The sequence below is a fragment of the Rhizobium sp. AN80A genome (assembly GCF_030053015.1).
Taxonomy (GTDB): domain Bacteria; phylum Pseudomonadota; class Alphaproteobacteria; order Rhizobiales; family Rhizobiaceae; genus Rhizobium; species Rhizobium metallidurans.
Genome location: NZ_JASJPX010000002.1, coordinates 871,048 through 889,829, shown reverse-complemented (window position 1 = coordinate 889,829; position 18,782 = coordinate 871,048). Strand labels below are relative to the sequence as shown.

Annotated in this window: 22 protein-coding genes and 1 riboswitch; of the genes, 11 read left to right on the top strand and 11 right to left on the bottom strand. The window is 62.5% G+C overall.

Features of this window, described 5'->3' with window-relative positions; translation table 11 throughout:
- Positions 1-102 precede the first annotated feature (102 nt).
- Genes P3R82_RS10805 through thiC form a run of 5 tightly spaced genes read right to left on the bottom strand, consistent with a single transcriptional unit; the run spans position 103 to position 4,478 of the window.
- Positions 103-708: a thiamine phosphate synthase gene (locus P3R82_RS10805; protein ID WP_283193828.1), complete on the bottom strand. Its 606-nt coding sequence runs from the start codon at positions 706-708 to the stop codon at positions 103-105.
- Complete coding sequence (locus P3R82_RS10800; protein WP_112436782.1) at positions 705-1,478, bottom strand: thiazole synthase; 774 nt, start codon at positions 1,476-1,478, stop codon at positions 705-707. The genes P3R82_RS10805 and P3R82_RS10800 overlap by 4 nt, the downstream gene beginning before the upstream one ends.
- Positions 1,479-1,481: 3 nt before the next feature.
- A complete protein-coding gene (gene thiS, locus P3R82_RS10795; RefSeq protein WP_047514743.1) occupies positions 1,482-1,679 on the bottom strand; it encodes a sulfur carrier protein ThiS in 198 nt (65 codons plus the stop codon).
- Positions 1,676-2,650, bottom strand: a complete 975-nt coding sequence (thiO, locus tag P3R82_RS10790) for a glycine oxidase ThiO (protein ID WP_283193827.1) — start codon at positions 2,648-2,650, stop codon at positions 1,676-1,678. Before thiO ends, thiS begins: the two co-directional genes overlap by 4 nt.
- 1 nt (position 2,651) lies before the next feature.
- Positions 2,652-4,478 carry a phosphomethylpyrimidine synthase ThiC gene (gene thiC, locus P3R82_RS10785; protein WP_283193826.1) on the bottom strand — a complete coding sequence of 609 codons (1,827 nt, stop codon included), beginning with the start codon at positions 4,476-4,478 and terminating at the stop codon, positions 2,652-2,654.
- A 91-nt stretch (positions 4,479-4,569) separates the two neighbouring features.
- Positions 4,570-4,681: riboswitch (TPP riboswitch) on the bottom strand.
- A 698-nt stretch (positions 4,682-5,379) separates the two neighbouring features.
- On the opposite strand from thiC, the gene P3R82_RS10780 reads away from it, so the two are divergent.
- Entirely contained in the window at positions 5,380-5,748 is a 369-nt protein-coding gene (locus P3R82_RS10780; protein ID WP_283193825.1) for a DUF1330 domain-containing protein, read from the top strand.
- A gap of 153 nt (positions 5,749-5,901) precedes the next feature.
- Here the strand turns inward: P3R82_RS10780 and P3R82_RS10775 are convergent, their stop codons facing one another.
- Entirely contained in the window at positions 5,902-6,132 is a 231-nt protein-coding gene (locus P3R82_RS10775) for a hypothetical protein (protein WP_283193824.1), read from the bottom strand.
- 158 nt (positions 6,133-6,290) lie between these two features.
- Here P3R82_RS10775 and P3R82_RS10770 point away from each other — a divergent pair, with 158 nt between their 5' ends.
- Complete coding sequence (locus P3R82_RS10770) at positions 6,291-6,587, top strand: DUF982 domain-containing protein (protein WP_283193823.1); 297 nt, start codon at positions 6,291-6,293, stop codon at positions 6,585-6,587.
- A gap of 125 nt (positions 6,588-6,712) precedes the next feature.
- Positions 6,713-7,759, top strand: a complete 1,047-nt coding sequence (gene ligD, locus P3R82_RS10765) for a non-homologous end-joining DNA ligase (RefSeq protein WP_112989245.1) — start codon at positions 6,713-6,715, stop codon at positions 7,757-7,759.
- Positions 7,760-8,035: 276 nt separating this feature from the next.
- On the opposite strand, the gene P3R82_RS10760 is transcribed toward ligD, so the two are convergent.
- On the bottom strand, positions 8,036-8,239 hold the full coding sequence (locus P3R82_RS10760) for a cold-shock protein (protein ID WP_111563694.1): 204 nt from the start codon (positions 8,237-8,239) through the stop codon (positions 8,036-8,038).
- A gap of 412 nt (positions 8,240-8,651) precedes the next feature.
- Here P3R82_RS10760 and P3R82_RS30290 point away from each other — a divergent pair, with 412 nt between their 5' ends.
- Positions 8,652-10,376, top strand: a complete 1,725-nt coding sequence (locus P3R82_RS30290) for a GAF domain-containing sensor histidine kinase (RefSeq protein WP_349294060.1) — start codon at positions 8,652-8,654, stop codon at positions 10,374-10,376.
- Positions 10,377-10,446: 70 nt separating this feature from the next.
- Here P3R82_RS30290 and P3R82_RS10745 read toward each other — a convergent pair whose 3' ends face one another.
- The 3 genes from P3R82_RS10745 to P3R82_RS10735 form a co-directional block, all read right to left on the bottom strand.
- A complete protein-coding gene (locus P3R82_RS10745) occupies positions 10,447-10,821 on the bottom strand; it encodes a GFA family protein (RefSeq protein ID WP_111563691.1) in 375 nt (124 codons plus the stop codon).
- On the bottom strand, positions 10,818-11,078 hold the full coding sequence (locus P3R82_RS10740) for a DUF2188 domain-containing protein (RefSeq protein WP_111563690.1): 261 nt from the start codon (positions 11,076-11,078) through the stop codon (positions 10,818-10,820). The genes P3R82_RS10745 and P3R82_RS10740 overlap by 4 nt, the downstream gene beginning before the upstream one ends.
- 96 nt (positions 11,079-11,174) lie before the next feature.
- The gene (locus tag P3R82_RS10735) at positions 11,175-11,744 is read right to left on the bottom strand and encodes a type 1 glutamine amidotransferase domain-containing protein (RefSeq protein ID WP_111563689.1); all 570 of its coding nucleotides are present in this window, start codon (positions 11,742-11,744) and stop codon (positions 11,175-11,177) included.
- A gap of 190 nt (positions 11,745-11,934) precedes the next feature.
- Here P3R82_RS10735 and P3R82_RS10730 point away from each other — a divergent pair, with 190 nt between their 5' ends.
- From P3R82_RS10730 to P3R82_RS10715, 4 genes are all read left to right on the top strand, one after another.
- Positions 11,935-12,387: a DUF2383 domain-containing protein gene (locus tag P3R82_RS10730; protein WP_111563688.1), complete on the top strand. Its 453-nt coding sequence runs from the start codon at positions 11,935-11,937 to the stop codon at positions 12,385-12,387.
- A gap of 152 nt (positions 12,388-12,539) precedes the next feature.
- Positions 12,540-13,133, top strand: coding sequence for a dienelactone hydrolase family protein (locus tag P3R82_RS10725; protein WP_283193822.1), 594 nt, complete (start codon positions 12,540-12,542; stop codon positions 13,131-13,133).
- Between the two features lie 109 nt (positions 13,134-13,242).
- Positions 13,243-14,058, top strand: coding sequence for a hypothetical protein (locus P3R82_RS10720; protein WP_283193821.1), 816 nt, complete (start codon positions 13,243-13,245; stop codon positions 14,056-14,058).
- A gap of 276 nt (positions 14,059-14,334) precedes the next feature.
- Positions 14,335-14,754, top strand: a complete 420-nt coding sequence (locus P3R82_RS10715) for a hypothetical protein (protein WP_283193820.1) — start codon at positions 14,335-14,337, stop codon at positions 14,752-14,754.
- Positions 14,755-14,817: 63 nt separating this feature from the next.
- Here the strand turns inward: P3R82_RS10715 and P3R82_RS10710 are convergent, their stop codons facing one another.
- Positions 14,818-16,341, bottom strand: coding sequence for an aldehyde dehydrogenase (NADP(+)) (locus tag P3R82_RS10710; RefSeq protein WP_283193819.1), 1,524 nt, complete (start codon positions 16,339-16,341; stop codon positions 14,818-14,820).
- A gap of 226 nt (positions 16,342-16,567) precedes the next feature.
- On the opposite strand from P3R82_RS10710, the gene P3R82_RS10705 reads away from it, so the two are divergent.
- The 3 genes from P3R82_RS10705 to P3R82_RS10695 all read left to right on the top strand — a co-directional run bounded on the left by P3R82_RS10705 (position 16,568) and on the right by P3R82_RS10695 (position 18,757).
- A complete protein-coding gene (locus P3R82_RS10705; protein ID WP_283193818.1) occupies positions 16,568-16,765 on the top strand; it encodes a hypothetical protein in 198 nt (65 codons plus the stop codon).
- Positions 16,766-17,564: 799 nt separating this feature from the next.
- Entirely contained in the window at positions 17,565-17,747 is a 183-nt protein-coding gene (locus P3R82_RS10700) for a hypothetical protein (RefSeq protein ID WP_112436796.1), read from the top strand.
- Positions 17,748-17,899: 152 nt separating this feature from the next.
- Positions 17,900-18,757, top strand: coding sequence for an alpha/beta hydrolase (locus tag P3R82_RS10695; RefSeq protein ID WP_283193817.1), 858 nt, complete (start codon positions 17,900-17,902; stop codon positions 18,755-18,757).
- Positions 18,758-18,782: the final 25 nt, after the last annotated feature.

Here is an 18,782-nt window from a genome sequence, read left to right as displayed (position 1 = left end):
TCCTCATACCTTAAATGGCTCCGCGATCCTATAGGAGAATCCACCAGGCGCGAACATCCCGTCATTGGCGTTGGCCAAGAACCGTCCAATCTCAACTTCGGCTTAGCGCCATGGCTTCGTAACCTCCAACCATTGTCGGGTGCGGGCCACGGGATCGGCATTGCGCGTAATGTCGGTGACCACGGCGGCGCTGTCGGCGCCGTGAGCGAAGACGCCGTCGATGCGGTCGATGTTCAGCCCGCCGATCGCCACCAATGGCAGGTCGCCGATCTTCGATTTCCAGGCGCATAGTCGCGGCAGTCCCTGCGGCGCCCATCTCATCTGCTTGAGGATCGTCGCGTAGACCGGGCCGAGCGCGATGTAATCCGGCCGGGCAACGAGCGCGGTCCGCAGTTCCGTTTCGTCATGGGTGGAGAGGCCGAGTTTGATATCGGCGGCGCGGATGGCGGCGAGGTCGGCTGTCTCCAGATCCTCTTGGCCGAGATGGACGAAATCGCACCCCTCCTCGATCGCCAGCTGCCAATAATCGTTGACGATCAGCTGGCAGCGGTGCTGGCTGCAGATCGCCCGTGCTTGGCGGATCTCCTGGCGCAGATCGGCCTCGGAGCAATCCTTGACGCGCAGCTGCACCAGCTTGACGCCAACGGGCACCAGCCGTGCGATCCAGTCGGCGCTGTCGACGATGAGGTAGAATGGATCGAGCTTCATGCGAACACCGCCTGTCCAATTACCGGCGTCGACGGCACGGCCATGTCGCGGGGCTCCAGCATGCCCGCCTCGAAGGCCTGTCGGCCGGCTTCGATGGCGGCGGAGAAGGCGGCGGCCATCAAGACAGGATCGCCGGCACCGGCGACAGCGGTGTTGAGCAGCACGGCGTCGAAGCCGAGTTCCATGACGGCGGTCGCGTGCGAGGGCCGGCCGATGCCGGCATCGACGATCAGCGGCACATCCGGGAAATGTGAGCGCAGCGATCTCAGGGCCGTGGGGTTGAGCGGGCCGGCGGCGCTTCCGATCGGCGCGCACCAGGGCATCAGCACCTGGCAGCCCGCTTCCAGCAGCCGCTCGGCGACGACGAGGTCGTCGGTCGTGTAGGGGAAGACCTGAAACCCTTCGCCAACGAGAATGCGGGCCGCCTCGACGAGGCCGAAGACGTCGGGCTGCAGCGTGTCGTGGTTGCCGATCACTTCGAGCTTGATCCAGTCGGTGGCGAACAGCTCGCGCGCCATCTTCGCCGTCAGCACCGCCTCGGAAACGCCGTGGCAGCCGGCGGTGTTGGGCAGCACCTTGACGCCCAGCGAGCGGATCGTCTCGAAGAAGGCACCGCCATTGCGCCCGCCAGCCGTCTCGCGACGAAGCGAGACGGTGACGATCTCGGTGCCGGAGCGGCTAACGGCATCGGCCATGATCGACGGTGACGGGTAGCGCGCGGTGCCGAGCAGGAGGCGTGAGCGCAGTTGCGTTCCATGGAGTTCAAGCATCGGTCAACCTCCCTGCATCGGCGACAGGATCTCGATCCGGTCGTCATTGTTCAGCGAATGGGCCGGCCGGTCCTCGCGGTGCACGAGTTCGCCATTGACGGCGGTCGCCAGCCAGTCGCCTTCGTAATCCATCAGCGCCAGCAACTCCTCGAGCGTGGCGGCGGCGATCTCCTTGGCTTCGCCGTTGACGATCAGTTTCATGATGCGTGTCCTCCCGCGGTATCGGTGTTGAAGACAAGGTCGGCCGCCCGCGCCGCCATGGCGGGCGCGAGCAGAAAGCCGTGGCGGTAAAGGCCGTTAAGCGAGATCAGATTTCCGTGTCGCTCGACGCGAGGAAAATTGTCGGGAAAGGCGGGGCGACGGCCGGCGCCGGTTTCCACCACGGTCGCATCGGCGAAGGCCGGGTGAAGCGTGTAGGCGGCGTTCAGCAGTTCCATCAACGAGCGGGCGGTGATCAGGCCCGCGAAGTCCGTCTCGATCATCGTCGCGCCGACCATGAACAGGCCGTTTCCACGCGGTACGATATAGACGGGGATGCGGGGATGCAGCAGCCGCACCGGGCGGTCGAGGGTTACCTCGTCGGTCCCGAGATAGAGCATCTCGCCACGCACGCCGCGCAGCGAGGCGGCCTCGCCGATGCGCGCCGCGCCGGTGCAATCGACGAGGTGGTCGAAGTCCTGCTCGTCAGGGAGGGTTTCAAAGAAGACGGCGCCGTGCGCGATCAGCTTTTGCCGCAAGCCAGTCAGCGCCCGGCGTGGATCGAGATGGGCTTCGCGCGGGAAGAACAGTGCTTGCCGGAAGCGACCGGCCAAGGAGGCCTCGAGCGCCGCGATCCGCTCTTCGTCCAGCCACTCATACCCCGTCGTGCGACCGGCGAAGCGCTTGAGCTCCGCCTGGTCACGGGCGGGGGCAAGCACCAATGTGCCGTTCCGTTCGACCTCGCCGGGCACCATCGCCTCCCAGCGGTCGGGCGCATCCTGCCCCTCGCGCAGCACCGCCTCGTCGGCGCTCTCGCGCTCGCACCAGGGCGCCAGCATGCCACCGGCGAGCCATGACGCGGCCGCCGAAAAGCCGGCGTTGGGATCGAAGATCGTGACCTCGGCGCCGCGCGCGACAAGCGCATGGGCAACCGAGAGGCCGGCGACGCCGGCCCCCTTGATGAGGACGCGCATCTCAGCCGGCCACCTGCCCCTCGGCATCAACGGCCATGTAGAGATCGCCGCCGTCGCGATACTTGGCCGCCATGGCGTCCAGCCCCTCCTTCCGCGCCTCGGCGCGGATATCGTGGGAAATCCGCATCGAGCAGAATTTCGGGCCGCACATGGAGCAGAAATGCGCGACCTTGTGCGCCTCCTTCGGCAGCGTCTCGTCGTGAAAGCCGCGGGCGGTTTCCGGGTCCAGCGAGAGATTGAACTGGTCCTCCCAGCGGAACTCGAAGCGGGCGCGCGACAGCGCATCGTCGCGCAGCTGGGCGGCCGGATGCCCCTTGGCGAGATCGGCGGCATGGGCGGCGATCTTGTAGGTGATGACCCCGGTCTTCACGTCGTTGCGATCCGGCAGGCCGAGATGCTCCTTCGGCGTGACGTAGCAGAGCATCGCCGTGCCGAACCAGCCGATCATCGCCGCACCGATGCCGGACGTGATGTGGTCGTATCCCGGCGCGATATCGGTCGTCAGCGGCCCGAGCGTATAGAACGGCGCCTCGCCGCAGACGGCCAACTGCTTGTCCATGTTTTCCTTGATCTTGTGCATCGGCACATGGCCAGGGCCTTCGATCATGACCTGGCAATCCTTGGCCCAGGCGATCTTCGTCAGTTCGCCAAGTGTTTCCAGTTCCGCGAATTGCGCGGCATCGTTGGCGTCGGCGATCGAGCCGGGCCGCAGGCCGTCGCCCAGCGAGAAGGAGACGTCATAGGCGCGGCAGATGTCGCAGATTTCCTCGAAATGCTCGTAGAGGAAGCTCTCGCGGTGGTGATGAAGGCACCACTTGGCCATGATCGAGCCGCCGCGCGAGACGATGCCGGTGACGCGGTTGACCGTCAGCGGGATGTATTGGAGCCGCACGCCGGCATGGATGGTGAAGTAGTCGACGCCCTGTTCGGCCTGCTCGATCAGCGTGTCGCGATAGACCTCCCAGGTCAGGTTCTCGGCGATGCCCTCGACCTTTTCCAGCGCCTGGTAGAGCGGCACCGTGCCGATGGGGAGCGGCGAGTTGCGGATGATCCATTCGCGGATGTTGTGGATGTTGCGGCCGGTCGAGAGGTCCATGACGGTATCGGCGCCCCAGCGCGCCGCCCAGACCATCTTCTCGACCTCTTCGACCATCGAGGAGGTGACGGCGGAGTTGCCGATATTGGCGTTGATCTTCACCAGGAAGTTTCGGCCGATGATCATCGGCTCGGCTTCGGGGTGGTTGATGTTGGCGGGAATGATGGCGCGTCCGGCGGCCACTTCCTGGCGCACGAATTCAGGCGTGACGTGATCGGGAATATGCGCGCCGAAGCTCTCGCCGTCGCGGATCATCGCGTCCGCCTTCGCCTCACGGCCGAGATTTTCGCGGATGGCGATGAATTCCATCTCCGGCGTGATGATGCCGGCGCGGGCATAGGCAAGTTGGGTCACGGTCCTGCCGTCTTTGGCGCGCAGCGGCTGGCGCTTGGCTGGGAATTCCGGCGTCAGGCGATCGCCGCTGGCAAAGCCGTTATCCTCGGGGCGCACCTGCCGGCCGTCATGGGCCTCGACATCGCCACGGGCGAGAACCCAGTCGCGCCGCAATGCGGGCAGACCGCGCTCGATGCTGATGTCGGCGCCTTCGACGGTGTAGATGCCGGACGAATCATAGACCGTGACCGGCGGCTCGCCTGAGGTCGGGTGGACGCTGATCTCGCGCATGGGCACGCGGATATCCGGGTGGATCTCGCCCGGGATATGGATCTTGCGGGAGGCCGGCAGCGGGCCGGTGGTGACTGTGGGGGTGATGGTCTTTGCGGCGATACTCATGGTTTGAGGCTCCAAGTTTTCGATTGGAGACCCAGTCCTCAGCCGGAATGATGAAAAGACGCCGGCATGGAATCCACGCGGGAATCCCGGCCTTCGAGCGCTTGCACCGTCCCTACGCCAGTATGAACTGGATCAGGTTCAACGGGTCACTGCGCACGATAGCAGAATCTCAGCCCCTTGACGGGACACCCCTGGTGAATGACGCAAGGTTATTGCTGACTAACGGTCTGCGTCAAGCCGTGTGTCGGATTATTGGTCTGGACAGCCAAGTCCTCCGTAAACTTGCCTGATATCTCCTAGGTTGTTGGTTCGTACCCCATCAATGCGTACAGCTACTACCAGGCTGATATTCAGGCCGCCCGATATGGGTCGTAACGCGCGTTACGCTTTCCTTGGCCGGGATCGGCTGGTGCGATGCGGTTGAGCTTAATCGGCTCGGTAATAACGGCCGAGACTGCCTGATATTCGAACGGCGCTCAGCCACTTCCCGCGGGACGCGCATCGTCGCTTCCTTGGGAACCCGGTTCGTGCCGTGAATCTCCCATTCCCGGTAGACGGCGTCACGTATTCCATGGCCCGCTTCGCGACGGCCAGGCTCCTCCTCGTGAAGCATGAGCGAGGTGCCGGGCAGGAGGCGACCGAACGCTTTTTTCGGGCGTGGCGGGACAGATGCGCTTTGCCTTCTCCAGTTTCGAGATCTGGCAGTTCGAAAGCGGAATCTGCTCACTTGTACGCTCCGCGTCGATCCTCGAGGAGCGGTATCCAGAGCGCCGGTCCGTACTTATGCGGCGTTGGCGCGAGCAAGATCGAGACTGGCGCTCGTTCCTGACAGTTTCTGACGGAGCGACAGGCTAGACTTTCCGTAGGCGTCTCAAGGACGCTATTATGAAAGGAAAGCCTAATGGTCGCGTTTTCGCCCGACGTCTTTGCCAAGTTCCTAGCTGAAGAGGACGACGCTCCTGTCGTGATGCTGAACCTTCTACGGTTCGTCCCAGATGGCGGCCGTGAACGGCATTTGCAATACCTGAGACTGGCCGAACCCATTCTTGCCCGCTTTGGCGCACGGATCCTATTCCGTGGCGACGGCCTCGACGTTCTGACGACGGGGCAGGTGGAAGGGTGGGACGCGGTGCTGCTAGTGCAGTATCCCCGGCGGACCGCTTTCCGTGAGATGGTGGAAGACGCCGAGTACCAGAAGGCGTTCGAGGTGGGAAAGGCGGCGCTTGCAGATATCGTCCTGCAGCCTCTGCAGATCTCGAAAGGACTTTGAACAACCTAGGCTGCCGCGCCGTAAAGCTGCGGCAGCCCTCATGCGCTTCGCGCGTTCGCACTGGAGGCGTGGCAGGGCTCCTCAAGCGGAAGTGGGTTCTCGATTCAAGATCCTCATCGTCCGTATCTGAGCCGCAAGCGCGAGCATCGCCTTCTACACCGTTTCATCCGACATCTGTTCGATGTTGCTTGCGATGTCCGGGATGACGCTTTCAGCGGCGTCGTCGACGGGTGCGACCTTTGCAGTTTTTACAAGCAGACCCCTCAGCGCCCCGGACGCTGACACTCCCTTTTCGAGAAGCAGACGCCGGTCGGCAGGGGCTAGCGTCTCCACACGGTTCGCCGCTCGTACGAACTCTGAAATCATGTCGGTCGTCACGGTCAAAGGGAGTTCACCTCCGGCATAGGCTTGCCCGCGAACTTGGAAGAGTTGACGTCCCGAGACACTCTGCGAGGAGTGCCTTTCTCCCTGATCGTTTTCGTCACGGAACCGAATCGATGTTCACGCTTTGATCTCGCTGAATGTCAGGAGAGTATCGCGTCATGAACAGCTCCCACGTCCAGGTTCCTATCCGCCCGCTCCATGTCGAAATCGAAGGTCTCGCGCGATACCGCCAGGCCTATACCGTAGACGAGCTTGCGGGCCTGCTGCTCAGCGTGAGCTGGCCCCTCAGCGGAAAACAGACGTCCGAGTTCCACTACGCGCTCGCGACCTCGCTCGACGCCTTGGAATTTTATATCGATCCGGAGGTGGCGCGCGCGGCATTCGTAGACGCCGCGCATGTCGCAGGGCTGCACGTGCTGCCGGACGACATGTCGGCAATGAAGCTCGCGGGTTGAGAAAAGAAGCCCCGCCTCGGGACGGAGCAGGCTGAGGTCATGCTGCACCCAGTTAGTTGAAGCCAGACGAAACCACCATCTCCCGCTCGTACGACGTGTTCCTTAGATCAGTGTAAGTAGTCCTCATGAGTAGCCGCCGACCACGTTCCCAGCCGCTTCTAGCCGACGACGCGCCAGTCAGGAGCCGCGCGAGAAAGCCCCGCGATCCCAAGCAGCCGCAACTGCCTTTCGACGCGATGCCGGAGAGAGTCGAGCCCTGCCTCGCGCAGCTCCGTCCGAAGCCGCCCGGCCGTGACAGGTATCTGTATGAAGTGAAGCTGGACGGCTACAGGCTGGCCATACATATCGAACCGAAGCGTATCCGCATCCTGACCCGCGGCGGGCACGACTGGACGCACCGATTTCCAGCCATCGCGGCCGCGGCGAAGGAACTGGGGGTGGCGACCGCCATCCTCGACGGGGAGGCGGTGGTCCACGACGCCGAAGGACGGACCGATTTCGGAGCGCTGCAGCAGAGCCTGGGCGGCCGCGGGGGAAAGCGGTCGTCGAGCGAGGCAATATTCGTCGCATTCGACCTCCTCTATTTCGATGGACATGACGTCCGGGGCATGGAGCTTGCGAGCCGACGCCATCTGCTGGAAAGCCTGCTGGCCGACGCCCCGGAAGCGATACAGTTTTCCGAGGAGATCGAAGGGGACGGCGACGCCATCTTCGAAGCAGCCTGCGTGCACGGTCTCGAAGGCATCATCGCAAAGGACAGGGACAGTGCCTATCGATCGGGCCGTCTCGGCGACTGGTACAAGATCAAATGTATCCAGTCCGAGAGCTTCATGGTCGTCGGCTACGAGCGGTCGGCGTCCGCGCGCGGCGGGATCGGCAGCCTTCTCCTCGCCGCCTGGAGCGGCCACGACCTCGGCTACGTCGGATCGGTCGGAACCGGATTCAAGGAACGCGACGCCCAGGAGCTGCGCGGCCTTCTCGACAAGCTGGCAACGAAGAAGGCGCCGGTCGCTTACGAGGGTCGGCGGAAAAACGTCGTGTGGTGCCAGCCGACTTTGGTCGCTGAGATCGAATTCAGGGCATGGACGCACGACGGGAAGCTCCGCCATGCGGCTTACAAGGGGCTGCGCGACGTCCAGGACAATGCCGCCGTCTACCGGATCGAGAGCTGACATCCTGCACTTCAGTCCTCACGCGGACGGCGCGCAACATTTTGGAATCTCGCGCGTTTCAGGTGTTCCGAAGAAAGGAGACAGTCATGTCGAAACGCGAACTCATCGACACCGGAACCGACAAGCGCTACGATACTGATCCCGAGCATACTCTTCGTCCGCCGGCATCCTGCGTCTGCCCGCCGCGACAAGCGTCTCGAGCATCGCGCTCATCGACGCCACGTCATCCTTGGTGGCCGTCCTGATGTTCATTCAGGAAACTCCGCTCGATCTACGTCAGGCACCACGGACGTTCTCGGCTTTCGACTTGCCGGTCTTTCGATCCTGACCCACGTCGTACGACACCTTCTGCCCTTCGCGGAGCAGCGTCGAATCCTGGACCGCGCTAACATGGACGAACACGTCCTGTCCGCCTTCGTCTGGCGTTATGAATCCAAAGCCCTTGTCCTGGTTGAAAAACTTGACCGTACCGTAAGCCACTGAAAATCCCCTGGTTGGTATCCTGCGGTCTTCATAGCGGCTCGGCGGGAGGCCCGCAACGGCTTCGCCGCCCTTTTGGGCGTGGTCGGGGCCAACCGCCGCTCGAGGGTTATTGCGAGAGGGGAACTGTCTGATGGAACCCACGCGCAATGCCGCCGTCAGTGGAACTATTCGGGCCGCCGGTCATTCCGCTCAGGATCAGCAGGGGCTGCCAGATAATGACAGCAGTCAGAGCGACGCTCGACGTGCGGGCAAGCGCCTCGCAGGGACGCGATTCGGCCTGACGAGCCTCAGGCCAGGCAGTCAGCTTAATGTTCTGCGGAAGTTCACATCCACCTTTTATATCGGCGCGGAGTATGCGAAGGTCCGCTACCGTATATGAGGGCATCCTCATGCAGTCGAAAGGACCGCAGTGGTGCTGATAACCGATTCCACCGAATTCAGGACGCCGCTCGCCAATCTGACGAAAGCGACCTCCGCCATTTCACGTGCGCGCACCCTCGACGAGGTGGTCGCGATGATACGCGCAAGCGCGCGGTCTCTCGTCGGATGCGAAGGGATAACCGTCGTTCGGCGCGAGGGCGACCTTTGTCACTACGTCGAGGAAGACTCGATCGCACCGCTCTGGAAGGGCGAGAAGTTTCCCGCGTCCGCATGCATTTCTGGCTGGTCGATGATCAACCGCCAGACGGTTGTCGTCCCCGACCTCCGGCGGGACGACCGTATCCCGCACGAACTCTACGACGGCACGTTCGTCCGGGCTGTTGCAATGGCTCCTATCCGTCGCGAAGACCCCGTCGGCGCGATCGGCGCATACTGGTGGCAGGCATACGAGCCTACGCGGTGGGAAGTCGAAACGCTGGAGGCGTTGGCCGAGGCAGCGGCGACTGCCGTTGAGAATATCGGCTTCACAGCGAAGTTGAGGTTGGGCAGATCTCCGGCTTCTTTATCTTCAGATGCCGTACCGGGCGACTATCGAGCCGACATCGAGGCGATCGCCGGGATCGCGGCGGTTCCCACCATGCTCGACGTCGCGCTCCGAATGACCAAGATGGGCTTCGCAGCCATTGCTCGGGTCACCGAGACGCGGTGGATCACCTGTAGCTCCCTCGATCATGTGGGCTTCGGGCTGAAGCCTGGTGACGAGTTGCCGATCGAGAGCACGCTCTGCAACGAAATCCGCGATCACCGACAGCCGATCGTCTTCGATGACGCGTCCGCGGATGATCGCTACCGGGATCATCACACGCCCCGTATCTACGGCTTGAGAAGCTACGTCTCCATGCCGATCGTCCGTGCGGACGGCACCTTCTGGGGCACGTTGTGTGCGATCGATCCGAATCCCGCGAAGGTCGACAACCCGCAAGTCATCGGAACGTTCAAGCTTTTTGCGGAATTGATCGCACATCATCTGGACGCTGGCGACCGCCTCCGGACAACCGAGGCGTCGTTGGAGCGCGAGCGCGAACTCTCGGAGCTCCGGGAGCAGTTCATCGCAGTGCTCGGGCACGACCTTCGCAATCCGCTCGCAGCGATCGACGCCGGGACGAACCGTCTTCTCAAGGAAGGTTGGACCGAGCGAAGCCCGCTCGTCCTCAACCTGATGAAGGCGAGCATTTCACGGATGACCGGACTCGTCGACAACATCATGGACCTTGCACGCGCGCGTCTTGGCGGCGGAATCTCCCTTGACTTGGCGGAAGCCGACCTTGTCGAGACGCTGCAAGTTGTCGCCGACGAGATCCGTTCGGCGCATCCTGACCGCGAAATTCATCTCGAACTGGACTTCCCGCAGCCGACAGTCGTCGACCGTCTCCGGGTCGCACAGTTGTTCTCGAACATCGTGTCGAACGCGGTCACCCACGGATTGGAAGATCATCCCGTCCACATCACGGGGCGCCATGGCCCGGACGGCATCGAAGTCAGCGTGCGCAACTCAGGTTCTGCAATCCCCGAGGAAGACCTCGAAAGGCTGTTCATGCCGTTCAAGCGCGGCGCTGCCTCCCGCGGCGGGCAAGGGCTGGGTCTCGGACTCTACATCGCGCTGGAAATTGCGAAGGCTCACGGCGGCACCATCGACGTCTCTTCGGATGAGACAGGAACCTGCTTCACCTTCAAGATGCCGAAGGGACGCTAGAAAACGTAGCGTCCGACCCTCGGTGTGATAAAGCGAGGAAGCGTTGGCCGATACCGGGTCGATGAACGGATCATGTTCGATCTTCGTCGAACTGCTCGGCACCTGCGATCGGAGCCAGCCATGATTCCCGGCGCTTCACCCAGAGTTCGTATGTCGGCTTCAGCGGCGTCGGCGCGTCGGAAAGAATGCCAAGCTTGATCTCGGCCTCCTGCTCATCGGCCGAGAACAGCCGCGATCCACAATTCGGGCAGAAAGATCGTCCGCGAAACTCGCGGGTCTGACCTGTCGTCTCGAACTCGCTCGCTGGCCATACTGCGTAGAACGTAAACGCTGATCCGCTCTCCTGACGACAGTCCGTGCAGTGACAGATGCCGATGCGCAGAGGCAACCCGCGAACCGCCACCTTCACATCACCACAAGAGCAAGACCCTACCAGCGTGGTCATGCCGACTTCTCCGCCGCATCGTCGACGACGTCGGTCTCCGGACGGTCTCCGCCAGAAGCATGTTCCGTCTGCCAGCGTCCATCGGCGAGCTGATAAGAAATCTCGGCGTCGCGGCCTTCCAGGTGCTGCCGCTCGGCAGCCGATCTTGCCGCGGCAAGCGCGGCGTCATGGTCGAGAAAGGACTCGGACCATACGTCCCCGAGCCGATACGCGAAACCTCCGTCATGCTCGGCAACGTGATAGGTGATCTTTGTCATGTGACCTACTCCTGAACTAAGAAAGGGAGTGCTCGATGCGCTCCCATGATGCGGCGCGAAGCGCCGGGGGGAACCGACGCTTCCTTGTATATTCCATTAGGCGCTGCGTGCCTGTTCAGGATGTCTGCCTTCGCCAAATTCCTCGACGATCTTCGCACAGAACGCTGGCAGGTCATCGGGTTTCCGGCTTGTGACCAGCCCCTGATCGGTCACGACCTCCTCATCGACCCAGGTAGCGCCCGCATTCTCAATATCTTTCCGGATCGAAGAATAGGACGTGACAGTGCGTCCCCTCAGAACGTCGGCCTGAACCAAAAGCCAGGGGCCGTGGCAGATCACGCCGACCGGCTTTCCCTGCTCGAAAAAGGAACGCACGAACGAAACGATATCGTCATCCGCCCGAAGCTTGTCGGCGCCGACGGTCCCGCCGGGGATCACCAGTCCGTCGAAGTCGCCAGCCGAAACATCCTGCACGGTCTTGTCCACGACATAGCTACCGCCGGGATCGAGATCGCCATTGTTCGTCTTGGCCTCGCCGGCCTCGATCCCGACGACGGTCACAGTCCCGCCTGCGGCTTCGACTGCTTCCTTGGGCTTCTTGAATTCGGGCTCCTCGGTGCCGCGCGGCGCGATTAGAACGGCGATCTTCTTCCCTTCGAGGGTCATGTCATCTCTCCAATTTGGATTGAGGTTGGAACGGAATGTCTAGGTTGAAACCCGCGTGTACCGTCGAAGTTCCGGCCAAGTGTGTCGTGTCGTTCTCAGAATGTACGATAGAGGACGGTCCGCCCGGCGGCGGAACAACCCTGCACGCATCTCGTTCCCCGGTCTCCTCAAACCCAGCAAGGAGAACGATATGGTCACGATGGTTGGCAACGAATACGACATCAAAGGTCTTGTCAAAAATCTGCTCTACTTGGAGCACGATGCGATCGCCGCATACGATTCCTGTATCGAGCGGCTCGATAGCCGTGAACTCGCAAGCCAGATTTCAGCCTTCAAGGAAGACCACCTGCGGCACGTCGCTACGTTGACCGAGATGGCCCGCGAACTCGGTATCGAAGCCCCGACCGACGGCGACATGAAGCAGATGCTGACGACCGGCAAGATCGCGCTCGCCGACCTCATGGGTGATTCGGCAATCCTAAAGGCAATGAAGACGAACGAAGACGATACGGTCACAGCTTACGAGCGCGCGTCGCGCCACGAGGACGCGATTCCTGAGTCGAAGGCGTTCTTCATGAAGGCGCACCAGGACGAGGAACGTCACCGTGCCTGGATGAGCACGACTGCCGACACGCTGTCTTGAAACCGAAGGCCCGCATTAACATCTAAGGGTCACCACCGAAAAGCTTGGCCGAGTATCGCGACATGATTGTCGCCCTGCACGGCCGCGCGGTGAAGAGGGCGCTCCGTCATGAAGACGTCGAGCGCCCTCTGTGTGTTTAACGAGGAGTTTCAATGATCCATGGTTCGCTTGTCATCTTTCTGCATGGTTTTGGCGCGTCCGGCGCTCAGCTTATGCCGATGGCCTCTTCCTGGCGCGCTGGTCTTCCGAACACCCGGTTTGCTGCCCCGGACGCTCCGGTGCATCACTGGCGCGGCCACCAATGGTTCTCGACCGAAGGCAACCCGCTTGATCCGGCGAGGGTAATGGCTGCCCGAGAAGCATTCGACGGACTGATCGACCACGTCGTCCGGCGCGAGGGCTTCGCCGAAAGCCACGACAGGATCGCCTTCGTTGGCGTCTCACAGGGTGCGATAGTAGCCCTCGACGCGGTCGCTTCCGGCCGATGGAAGGTCGGCGCGCTCGTGTCCTTCGCGGGGCTTCTCCCGCCACAGCCCATCTCGCCGTCCAGCAAGGACACGCCGATCCTGCTCGTACACGGTCGGGCCGACGCGACGATTCCTGCGGCTGCCTCGACGCTCGCGGCGGCGCGGCTTGGAGCGGCAGGCTTCAAAGTTGAACTCGATGTCGAACCCGGCGTCGGACATACGATTTCTAGCACCGGCGCTCGGACGGCGTTATCCTTCCTGCAGAAATCGCTTTCGTAACCGAAACCCGACGATCACCTGACCGTTTTCTTGTCATGACCGAAGACAACCACGAAGAGACCAAGGACCCCGACCCTCCGCGGAGAAGGTATCCTTCCCCTTTGACCGGATGACTGTCGCGCGCTTTCGCGAGACCTTTCCGAATGCCCGGTGGTCGGACAGTCTTCAGGCCTGGACGGTTCCCGGCAAGACCGCTCGAAAGCGCATCGATCGATGGCTCGCCTCCGAAGCGGATCGAAGGGCGCCCTACGAAGAGGAGCGCGGCCGCGACGCCTACCAGTTTGAACCCATCCTCAGCCCCTATCTGCAGGTCTACGACCGCGGCTTCCGCATCAAGACACCCTTCTCGCGGACGGTCGTCGACGAGCTCCGGCAGATCGCTTTCGCCCGATGGGACGGCGACGATAAGGTTTGGGAGGTGCCGTACGCATCCTACGACGACCTCCAGCAGCGATGGGAAGCAATCGAGGAGGCCGCGAAACGAGCCGAGCCTGAGGAGCGCAGGAAACGTGCCGAGGCCCGCAAGGGTACCGAAGAGGAGGCGAAAACCAAGCGGCGGCTGTCCGAGCGCAGGAAGAAGCGACTGCCTGTGCCGAGCGACGATCTCCCGCCGCTCGCTCGGCCTGTGGCGACAGTCGCTTTCGGGATTGTCGTTATCACGGAGATCACCGGAGAACTCGTCGACCCCGAAGAGGTTGCCGAGCACCATCCGGACGCCGACGACGAGTATGTCTGGGCGGGCTGGCGTGCCGCCACGTTGGAAGAACTCGTCCATACCTGGCCGGCTCGCGCGGAACCGGGAGGATACGAGCGGGTTCGAGGGTGGTGGCAGCCGACGCTCGAGGAGTTGCGTGTCGCGAGGAGTTCCGCGAAATCCAGGGAACGGCGACGGACCAATCGCGATGCCGTTGGACCGTCGCCTTGATATCGACGGATTGCGAGACTAGAACTTGTTCATCGGGATTGCTGATGCGCTTCAGAGAGTGCCGCTCGCGATACCCCGTCTACCGGCTTTGACCACGGATGTACTGGCAGGGATAGGAAGACGAACGAAAGGTCGGTGCTATTTCGCCCCGGCCTTTTTTGTTTGCCGCGGTCAGGCGAGACGAACCTTCCGGAACGTCCCAGGGATCGCACCGCAGTTGTCCCATGCATGCGCTGGGACGATCCTCCGGCTGTCCAATCACGCCGGGAGTAGATCATGGATTTTGCACTGTTGTCCCATCGCGAGCTGGCAGCTCGCCAGGGTTGGAAAGTCGACACGGCTCGCAAGACCGCGCATCGGCAAGGGTGGGACAAGTCGACATCGCCGGACGGGACAAATGTGCTGGTGAAAGTGCCGACGTCTTTCTTGCGTCCGGAGGGCAGGGATGACCCAGCATATAAAGGAGGCCGGAGCGTCGTTCGAGGTCGCCGACAATCCCGCTCGTTTCAAGGGCGTCGAATCGGCGACGAAGCCTTGCTGAAGGGGAACGAGGGCCATCTGGAAACGATGGGCTTCACAGGAGGTCTGGCGTACAAGTCGTTCGACCTGCAGAGGCCGGGCCTCCTGCTAATGCATATGAAGCCGGCGCTCATGGCTTCGATGTTTGCGGATGCGGTTTCCGGGCGAACCGGCTGACCGGGAGCAGGGCTGCTCTAGCAGGTTTCCCGCGGTACTTTGTCCCGCACCGCGCGTCGATTGCTACCGCAGCGCTGCCGGACGGATCGCCTCCGGGAAGTCCTGGTAGGACACCGGTCGCAGGAACCGGTAGATCGCAAGCGTACCGACGGAGGTGGATCGCCCATCGGCTGTCGCCGGATACGGGCCGCCATGAACCATGGCGTGCGAGACCTCTACCCCGGTTCCGAACCCGTTCACCAGCAGCCGGCCGGCGAGCATCTCAAGTTTCGGGACGAGTCGGCGAGCGTCGTCGAGATCGCCGGCGTCGACATGCAACGCGACGGTAAGCTGGCCCTCGAGGGCGTCGATTACTTGCTCCAGCTCTTCGAAGTCCTTGCAGCGCACCACCAACCCTGCCGCGCCGAAGACTTCGTCCTGCAGTTCGTGATGTGCCAGGAGCGAGGCGGCCGACGTCTCGAAGAGCGCGGCCACTCCGTCGTAGTCCCCGCCGGTCTTTCCCTTGGCGAGCATCGACACCTCGGAATGCTGTTCGAGGCGGCCAACGCCCTCACGAAACGCCTTGGCGATCGACGGCGTCAGCATGGTCTGCGCTCCTGTTTCCGGAAGAAGCTCGCTGGCCTTGGTGATAAAGACCTGTAGCCCTTTGCTGTCGACAGCCAGTATAAGGCCGGGGTTCGTGCAGAATTGTCCGGCGCCTAGCGCAAGCGATGATACGAAGGACGTCGCGATGTCCTCGGCGCGGTTCTCCAGCGCACCCGGAAATAGGATGACGGGATTGATGCTGCTCATCTCGGCATAGACGGGGATCGGCTGCTTGCGTTTGGACGCGATCTCCATGAGTGCCGTGCCGCCTCTGCGCGAACCGGTGAAGCCGACCGCGCGGATCTTCGGGTCGGCGACGAGCTGCTGCCCGATGTCGAAGCCCGTGTCGAACAGGAGAGCGAACGTACCTGCGGGCAGGCCGGCCTTCAGCACGGCGCGTTGCACTGCGCGTCCGACGAGCTCGGAGGTGCCCGGATGCGCGGAGTGTGCCTTCACCACGACAGGGCAGCCAGCGGCCAGAGCGGAGGCGGTGTCCCCGCCGGCCACGGAGAAGGCGAGGGGGAAGTTGGAGGCGCCGAAAACCGCGACGGGGCCGACAGGGATGTTGCGAAGACGAAGGTCGGGTTTCGGCGCCGGCTTGCGCGAGGGATCGCCCGCGTCGAAGCGAAGTTCCTGGAACCTGCCTTCGCGGACTTCCTTGGCGAACAGCCGGAGCTGGCCGGTCGTACGGGCGCGCTCTCCCTCCAGCCTTCCGCGGGGAAGGCCCGTCTCGGCCATGGCGCGTTCGACCAGCTCCTCGCCGACGCCCTCGAGCTCGGTGGAGATCGCCTCCAGGAAGGCGGCCCGCGTTTCAAGGTCGGTCTCGCGATAGACGTCGAAAGCTTCCCATGCGAGACGGGTGGCCTCCTCGACGTCGGCAGCCGAAGCTCCACCGAACGAAACGGGCAGGGCGGTTCCTGTCGCCGCTTCGATACCTGTAAATTCGCCGTTAGAACCACGTCTTTCCGATCCCGCGATCAGCAGGCTGCCGTTGATGGTCATGATGGAATGGCTCCGATGAAAAGTAATACTTTTCGAAATGGGTGCTCTCTGTGCGGATTTCTACCCGCTCCGAACACAGGCGTTCATGTATGGGGCGAAATGCACCGGTAACCGGCTGGTTGCCTTTAGGCTTTCAGGTGTGAGACTGCGCGGTAGCCAAGCTCTCGACAGCCTCCCGTACCAGGCGCAATCTCTCAAGTTCCAGTGCGGCGTCCGGAAGTGCGCGGTGGGCAGGCACGGCAGGCTCGGACCGGGCGATGGCATTGGCGACGAGCGCAGCCGCGTCCACGCCACGAACATCGCGGTCTTCAGTCAACATCAGGGCAACTTCGACGAAGAGGTCGTCCGACTTACGGACTCGAAGAGCCTGTCGTGGAACCCCTCCGGCCCGAAGCAGGACGCCGAGCCATTTCCCATCCCATGACGGCGAGCTCGCGAAGAGATCATATTCGAAAGCGTGGCCATCATCTCCCGCACAACGATTGATATCGGGACGCCTTCATCGGCAAGCTTTTCGCGAGAAATGCCGTGAAGCCCTTCTGCGTCCGCCGACCAGTCCGTCCAGTTCGGCGGCCGGCCGCAAGGCCTCGACTGAGAAGCCGTGGCTCGGCGGCCACCACCGGCTCGTTTCCGGCTGAAATCGACAGTCCACCCCAACAACGCGGGCTGGCTGAAGACCAAGCCTGGAGGCGAAAAGCCGCCGAGTGGTGGCGCGGCTTCATGCCGATCGAATATCCCTCGACCATGCCGCACATATAGGTGGCTTGCCGCCTTCGCGCGTACGTGGCTTGTCAGTCAGCGGACGACGGTGCGGGGTATGCTTGTTCCGCTGGCTCTCCGTCCCGGCGAAGCGTTTCAGTGTGATGGAGTGAGGATCTAGCTTTGGTCGGCGGCGAGCGCGTCAAGCCAAGGGGGCCGCACATATCAAACTGCTCCAGGGGGCAGGAATGTTGTTTGATGCTCACCGGCACGGCGTCCGTGCACGAGGGGGCCGCCTGATCGCGGAACGGTGACCATGATCTCCCGGCGGCCCCTTCATCTCCACGCGCGGATGCCGCGTCGCGGCACGGAAAATTTGGAAGCCGTTAGCGGCGGTCTGGAAACGACCAGCACTCGAGAGAGGTAACGAACCATTGGCGCGGGTCTAGGGCGTTCCTTGTGGGCTTTGTACGGTCCCATACCAATTCCTTGCCGAACGCTAGCGACCTCACAAGTTAACGCGGATGACTGACGATAAAGAGATCAATCACCGCTCCAGAAAGTCTTTCACCAATCAGGAGCGACGCGAACAATTCCAAGCCACGCACGAGACCGCCATGGCCGCGATCGAAGCCGAGGCCGAGGCGCGACGAAGAAAGACCGAAAAGCTTCGGGCGGCGCGGGAGGCCTCGACGCCACCACGCTGACGCTAGATTAGTCCCGCGCGGCAAGGCTGACCGGCGGACGCCGAAGGGGCGCGACAGACAGCGTACGTTAGGTTGGGGCTTTTAGGTTCGTACCGCCTCGGCGCGTGAAACCGATGGCCTGTATCTTGGAATGGGGACCTTGGAGGAGTTTGGTGTTCGAGGGATCTGCGCTTGATTTCATTGATGTTGGCCCCGGCAAGCTGAGGGTGCGTCACGGCGGCTCGGGGCCACCCGTTATCCTGCTTCACGGCCATCCTCGAACGCACATGACGTGGGGGCAGGTCGCCGATATGCTTGCCCCGAATTTCACGGTTATCTGCCCGGACCTTCGAGGCTTCGGACAATCGTTCTTGCCCGAGGATGCCGACGACCACGTCAATTCGGCCAAACGCGCGAAGGCGAATGATTGCGTGGCGCTGATGCGGAGCCTAGGCCACGAACGCTTTTCCGCCGTCGGCCATGACCGCGGTAGCTACGTGGCGTTTCGCTTGGCGATGGATCACGGGGATGCACTCGAAAATGTCGTGGTGATCGACGGTGTTCCCATTATCGAACACCTGGAGCGGACGGACTGGCGCTTTGCTCGAGATTGGTATCACTGGTTCTTCTTCGCGCAACCCGACAAACCGGAAAGAGCTATCAGCGTCGACCCGCTGGCTTGGTACGGCAAACTGTCGCCGAGCTTGATGGGCGAGGACGCTTACCAGGACATCGTCGCGGCGGTATCCGACCCGCGTGTCATCCATGGCATGATCGAGGATTACCGAGCCGGGCTTACCGTGGACAGACGCGATGAGATGGACGCCCGTGCATCCGGCCGGAAGATAAACTGTCCCTTGCTATGTCTCTGGTCGACGAAGGACGACTTGGTCGACACCGTCGGTGATCCATTGGAGATCTGGCGAAGATGGGCGAAAAACGTCCAAGGTTTCGGGATCGACAGTGGGCACCACGTCGCTGAGGAAAATCCAGGTGACCTGGCGGCCGCGATATCCCGGTTTATCGGATGAGCGGAGAACACGTCCCGGACCCTCG

Coding starts and splice junctions, on each gene's coding strand:
- P3R82_RS10805 (WP_283193828.1), bottom strand. CDS start 708: ATGAAGCTCGATCCATTCTACCTCATCGTCGACAGCGCCGACTGGATC.
- P3R82_RS10800 (WP_112436782.1), bottom strand. CDS start 1,478: ATGCTTGAACTCCATGGAACGCAACTGCGCTCACGCCTCCTGCTCGGC.
- thiS (WP_047514743.1), bottom strand. CDS start 1,679: ATGAAACTGATCGTCAACGGCGAAGCCAAGGAGATCGCCGCCGCCACG.
- thiO (WP_283193827.1), bottom strand. CDS start 2,650: ATGCGCGTCCTCATCAAGGGGGCCGGCGTCGCCGGCCTCTCGGTTGCC.
- thiC (WP_283193826.1), bottom strand. CDS start 4,478: ATGAGTATCGCCGCAAAGACCATCACCCCCACAGTCACCACCGGCCCG.
- P3R82_RS10780 (WP_283193825.1), top strand. CDS start 5,380: ATGGTCGCGTTTTCGCCCGACGTCTTTGCCAAGTTCCTAGCTGAAGAG.
- P3R82_RS10770 (WP_283193823.1), top strand. CDS start 6,291: ATGAACAGCTCCCACGTCCAGGTTCCTATCCGCCCGCTCCATGTCGAA.
- ligD (WP_112989245.1), top strand. CDS start 6,713: ATGAGTAGCCGCCGACCACGTTCCCAGCCGCTTCTAGCCGACGACGCG.
- P3R82_RS10745 (WP_111563691.1), bottom strand. CDS start 10,821: ATGACCACGCTGGTAGGGTCTTGCTCTTGTGGTGATGTGAAGGTGGCG.
- P3R82_RS10740 (WP_111563690.1), bottom strand. CDS start 11,078: ATGACAAAGATCACCTATCACGTTGCCGAGCATGACGGAGGTTTCGCG.
- P3R82_RS10735 (WP_111563689.1), bottom strand. CDS start 11,744: ATGACCCTCGAAGGGAAGAAGATCGCCGTTCTAATCGCGCCGCGCGGC.
- P3R82_RS10730 (WP_111563688.1), top strand. CDS start 11,935: ATGGTCACGATGGTTGGCAACGAATACGACATCAAAGGTCTTGTCAAA.
- P3R82_RS10725 (WP_283193822.1), top strand. CDS start 12,540: ATGATCCATGGTTCGCTTGTCATCTTTCTGCATGGTTTTGGCGCGTCC.
- P3R82_RS10720 (WP_283193821.1), top strand. CDS start 13,243: ATGACTGTCGCGCGCTTTCGCGAGACCTTTCCGAATGCCCGGTGGTCG.
- P3R82_RS10715 (WP_283193820.1), top strand. CDS start 14,335: ATGGATTTTGCACTGTTGTCCCATCGCGAGCTGGCAGCTCGCCAGGGT.
- P3R82_RS10710 (WP_283193819.1), bottom strand. CDS start 16,341: ATGACCATCAACGGCAGCCTGCTGATCGCGGGATCGGAAAGACGTGGT.
- P3R82_RS10700 (WP_112436796.1), top strand. CDS start 17,565: ATGACTGACGATAAAGAGATCAATCACCGCTCCAGAAAGTCTTTCACC.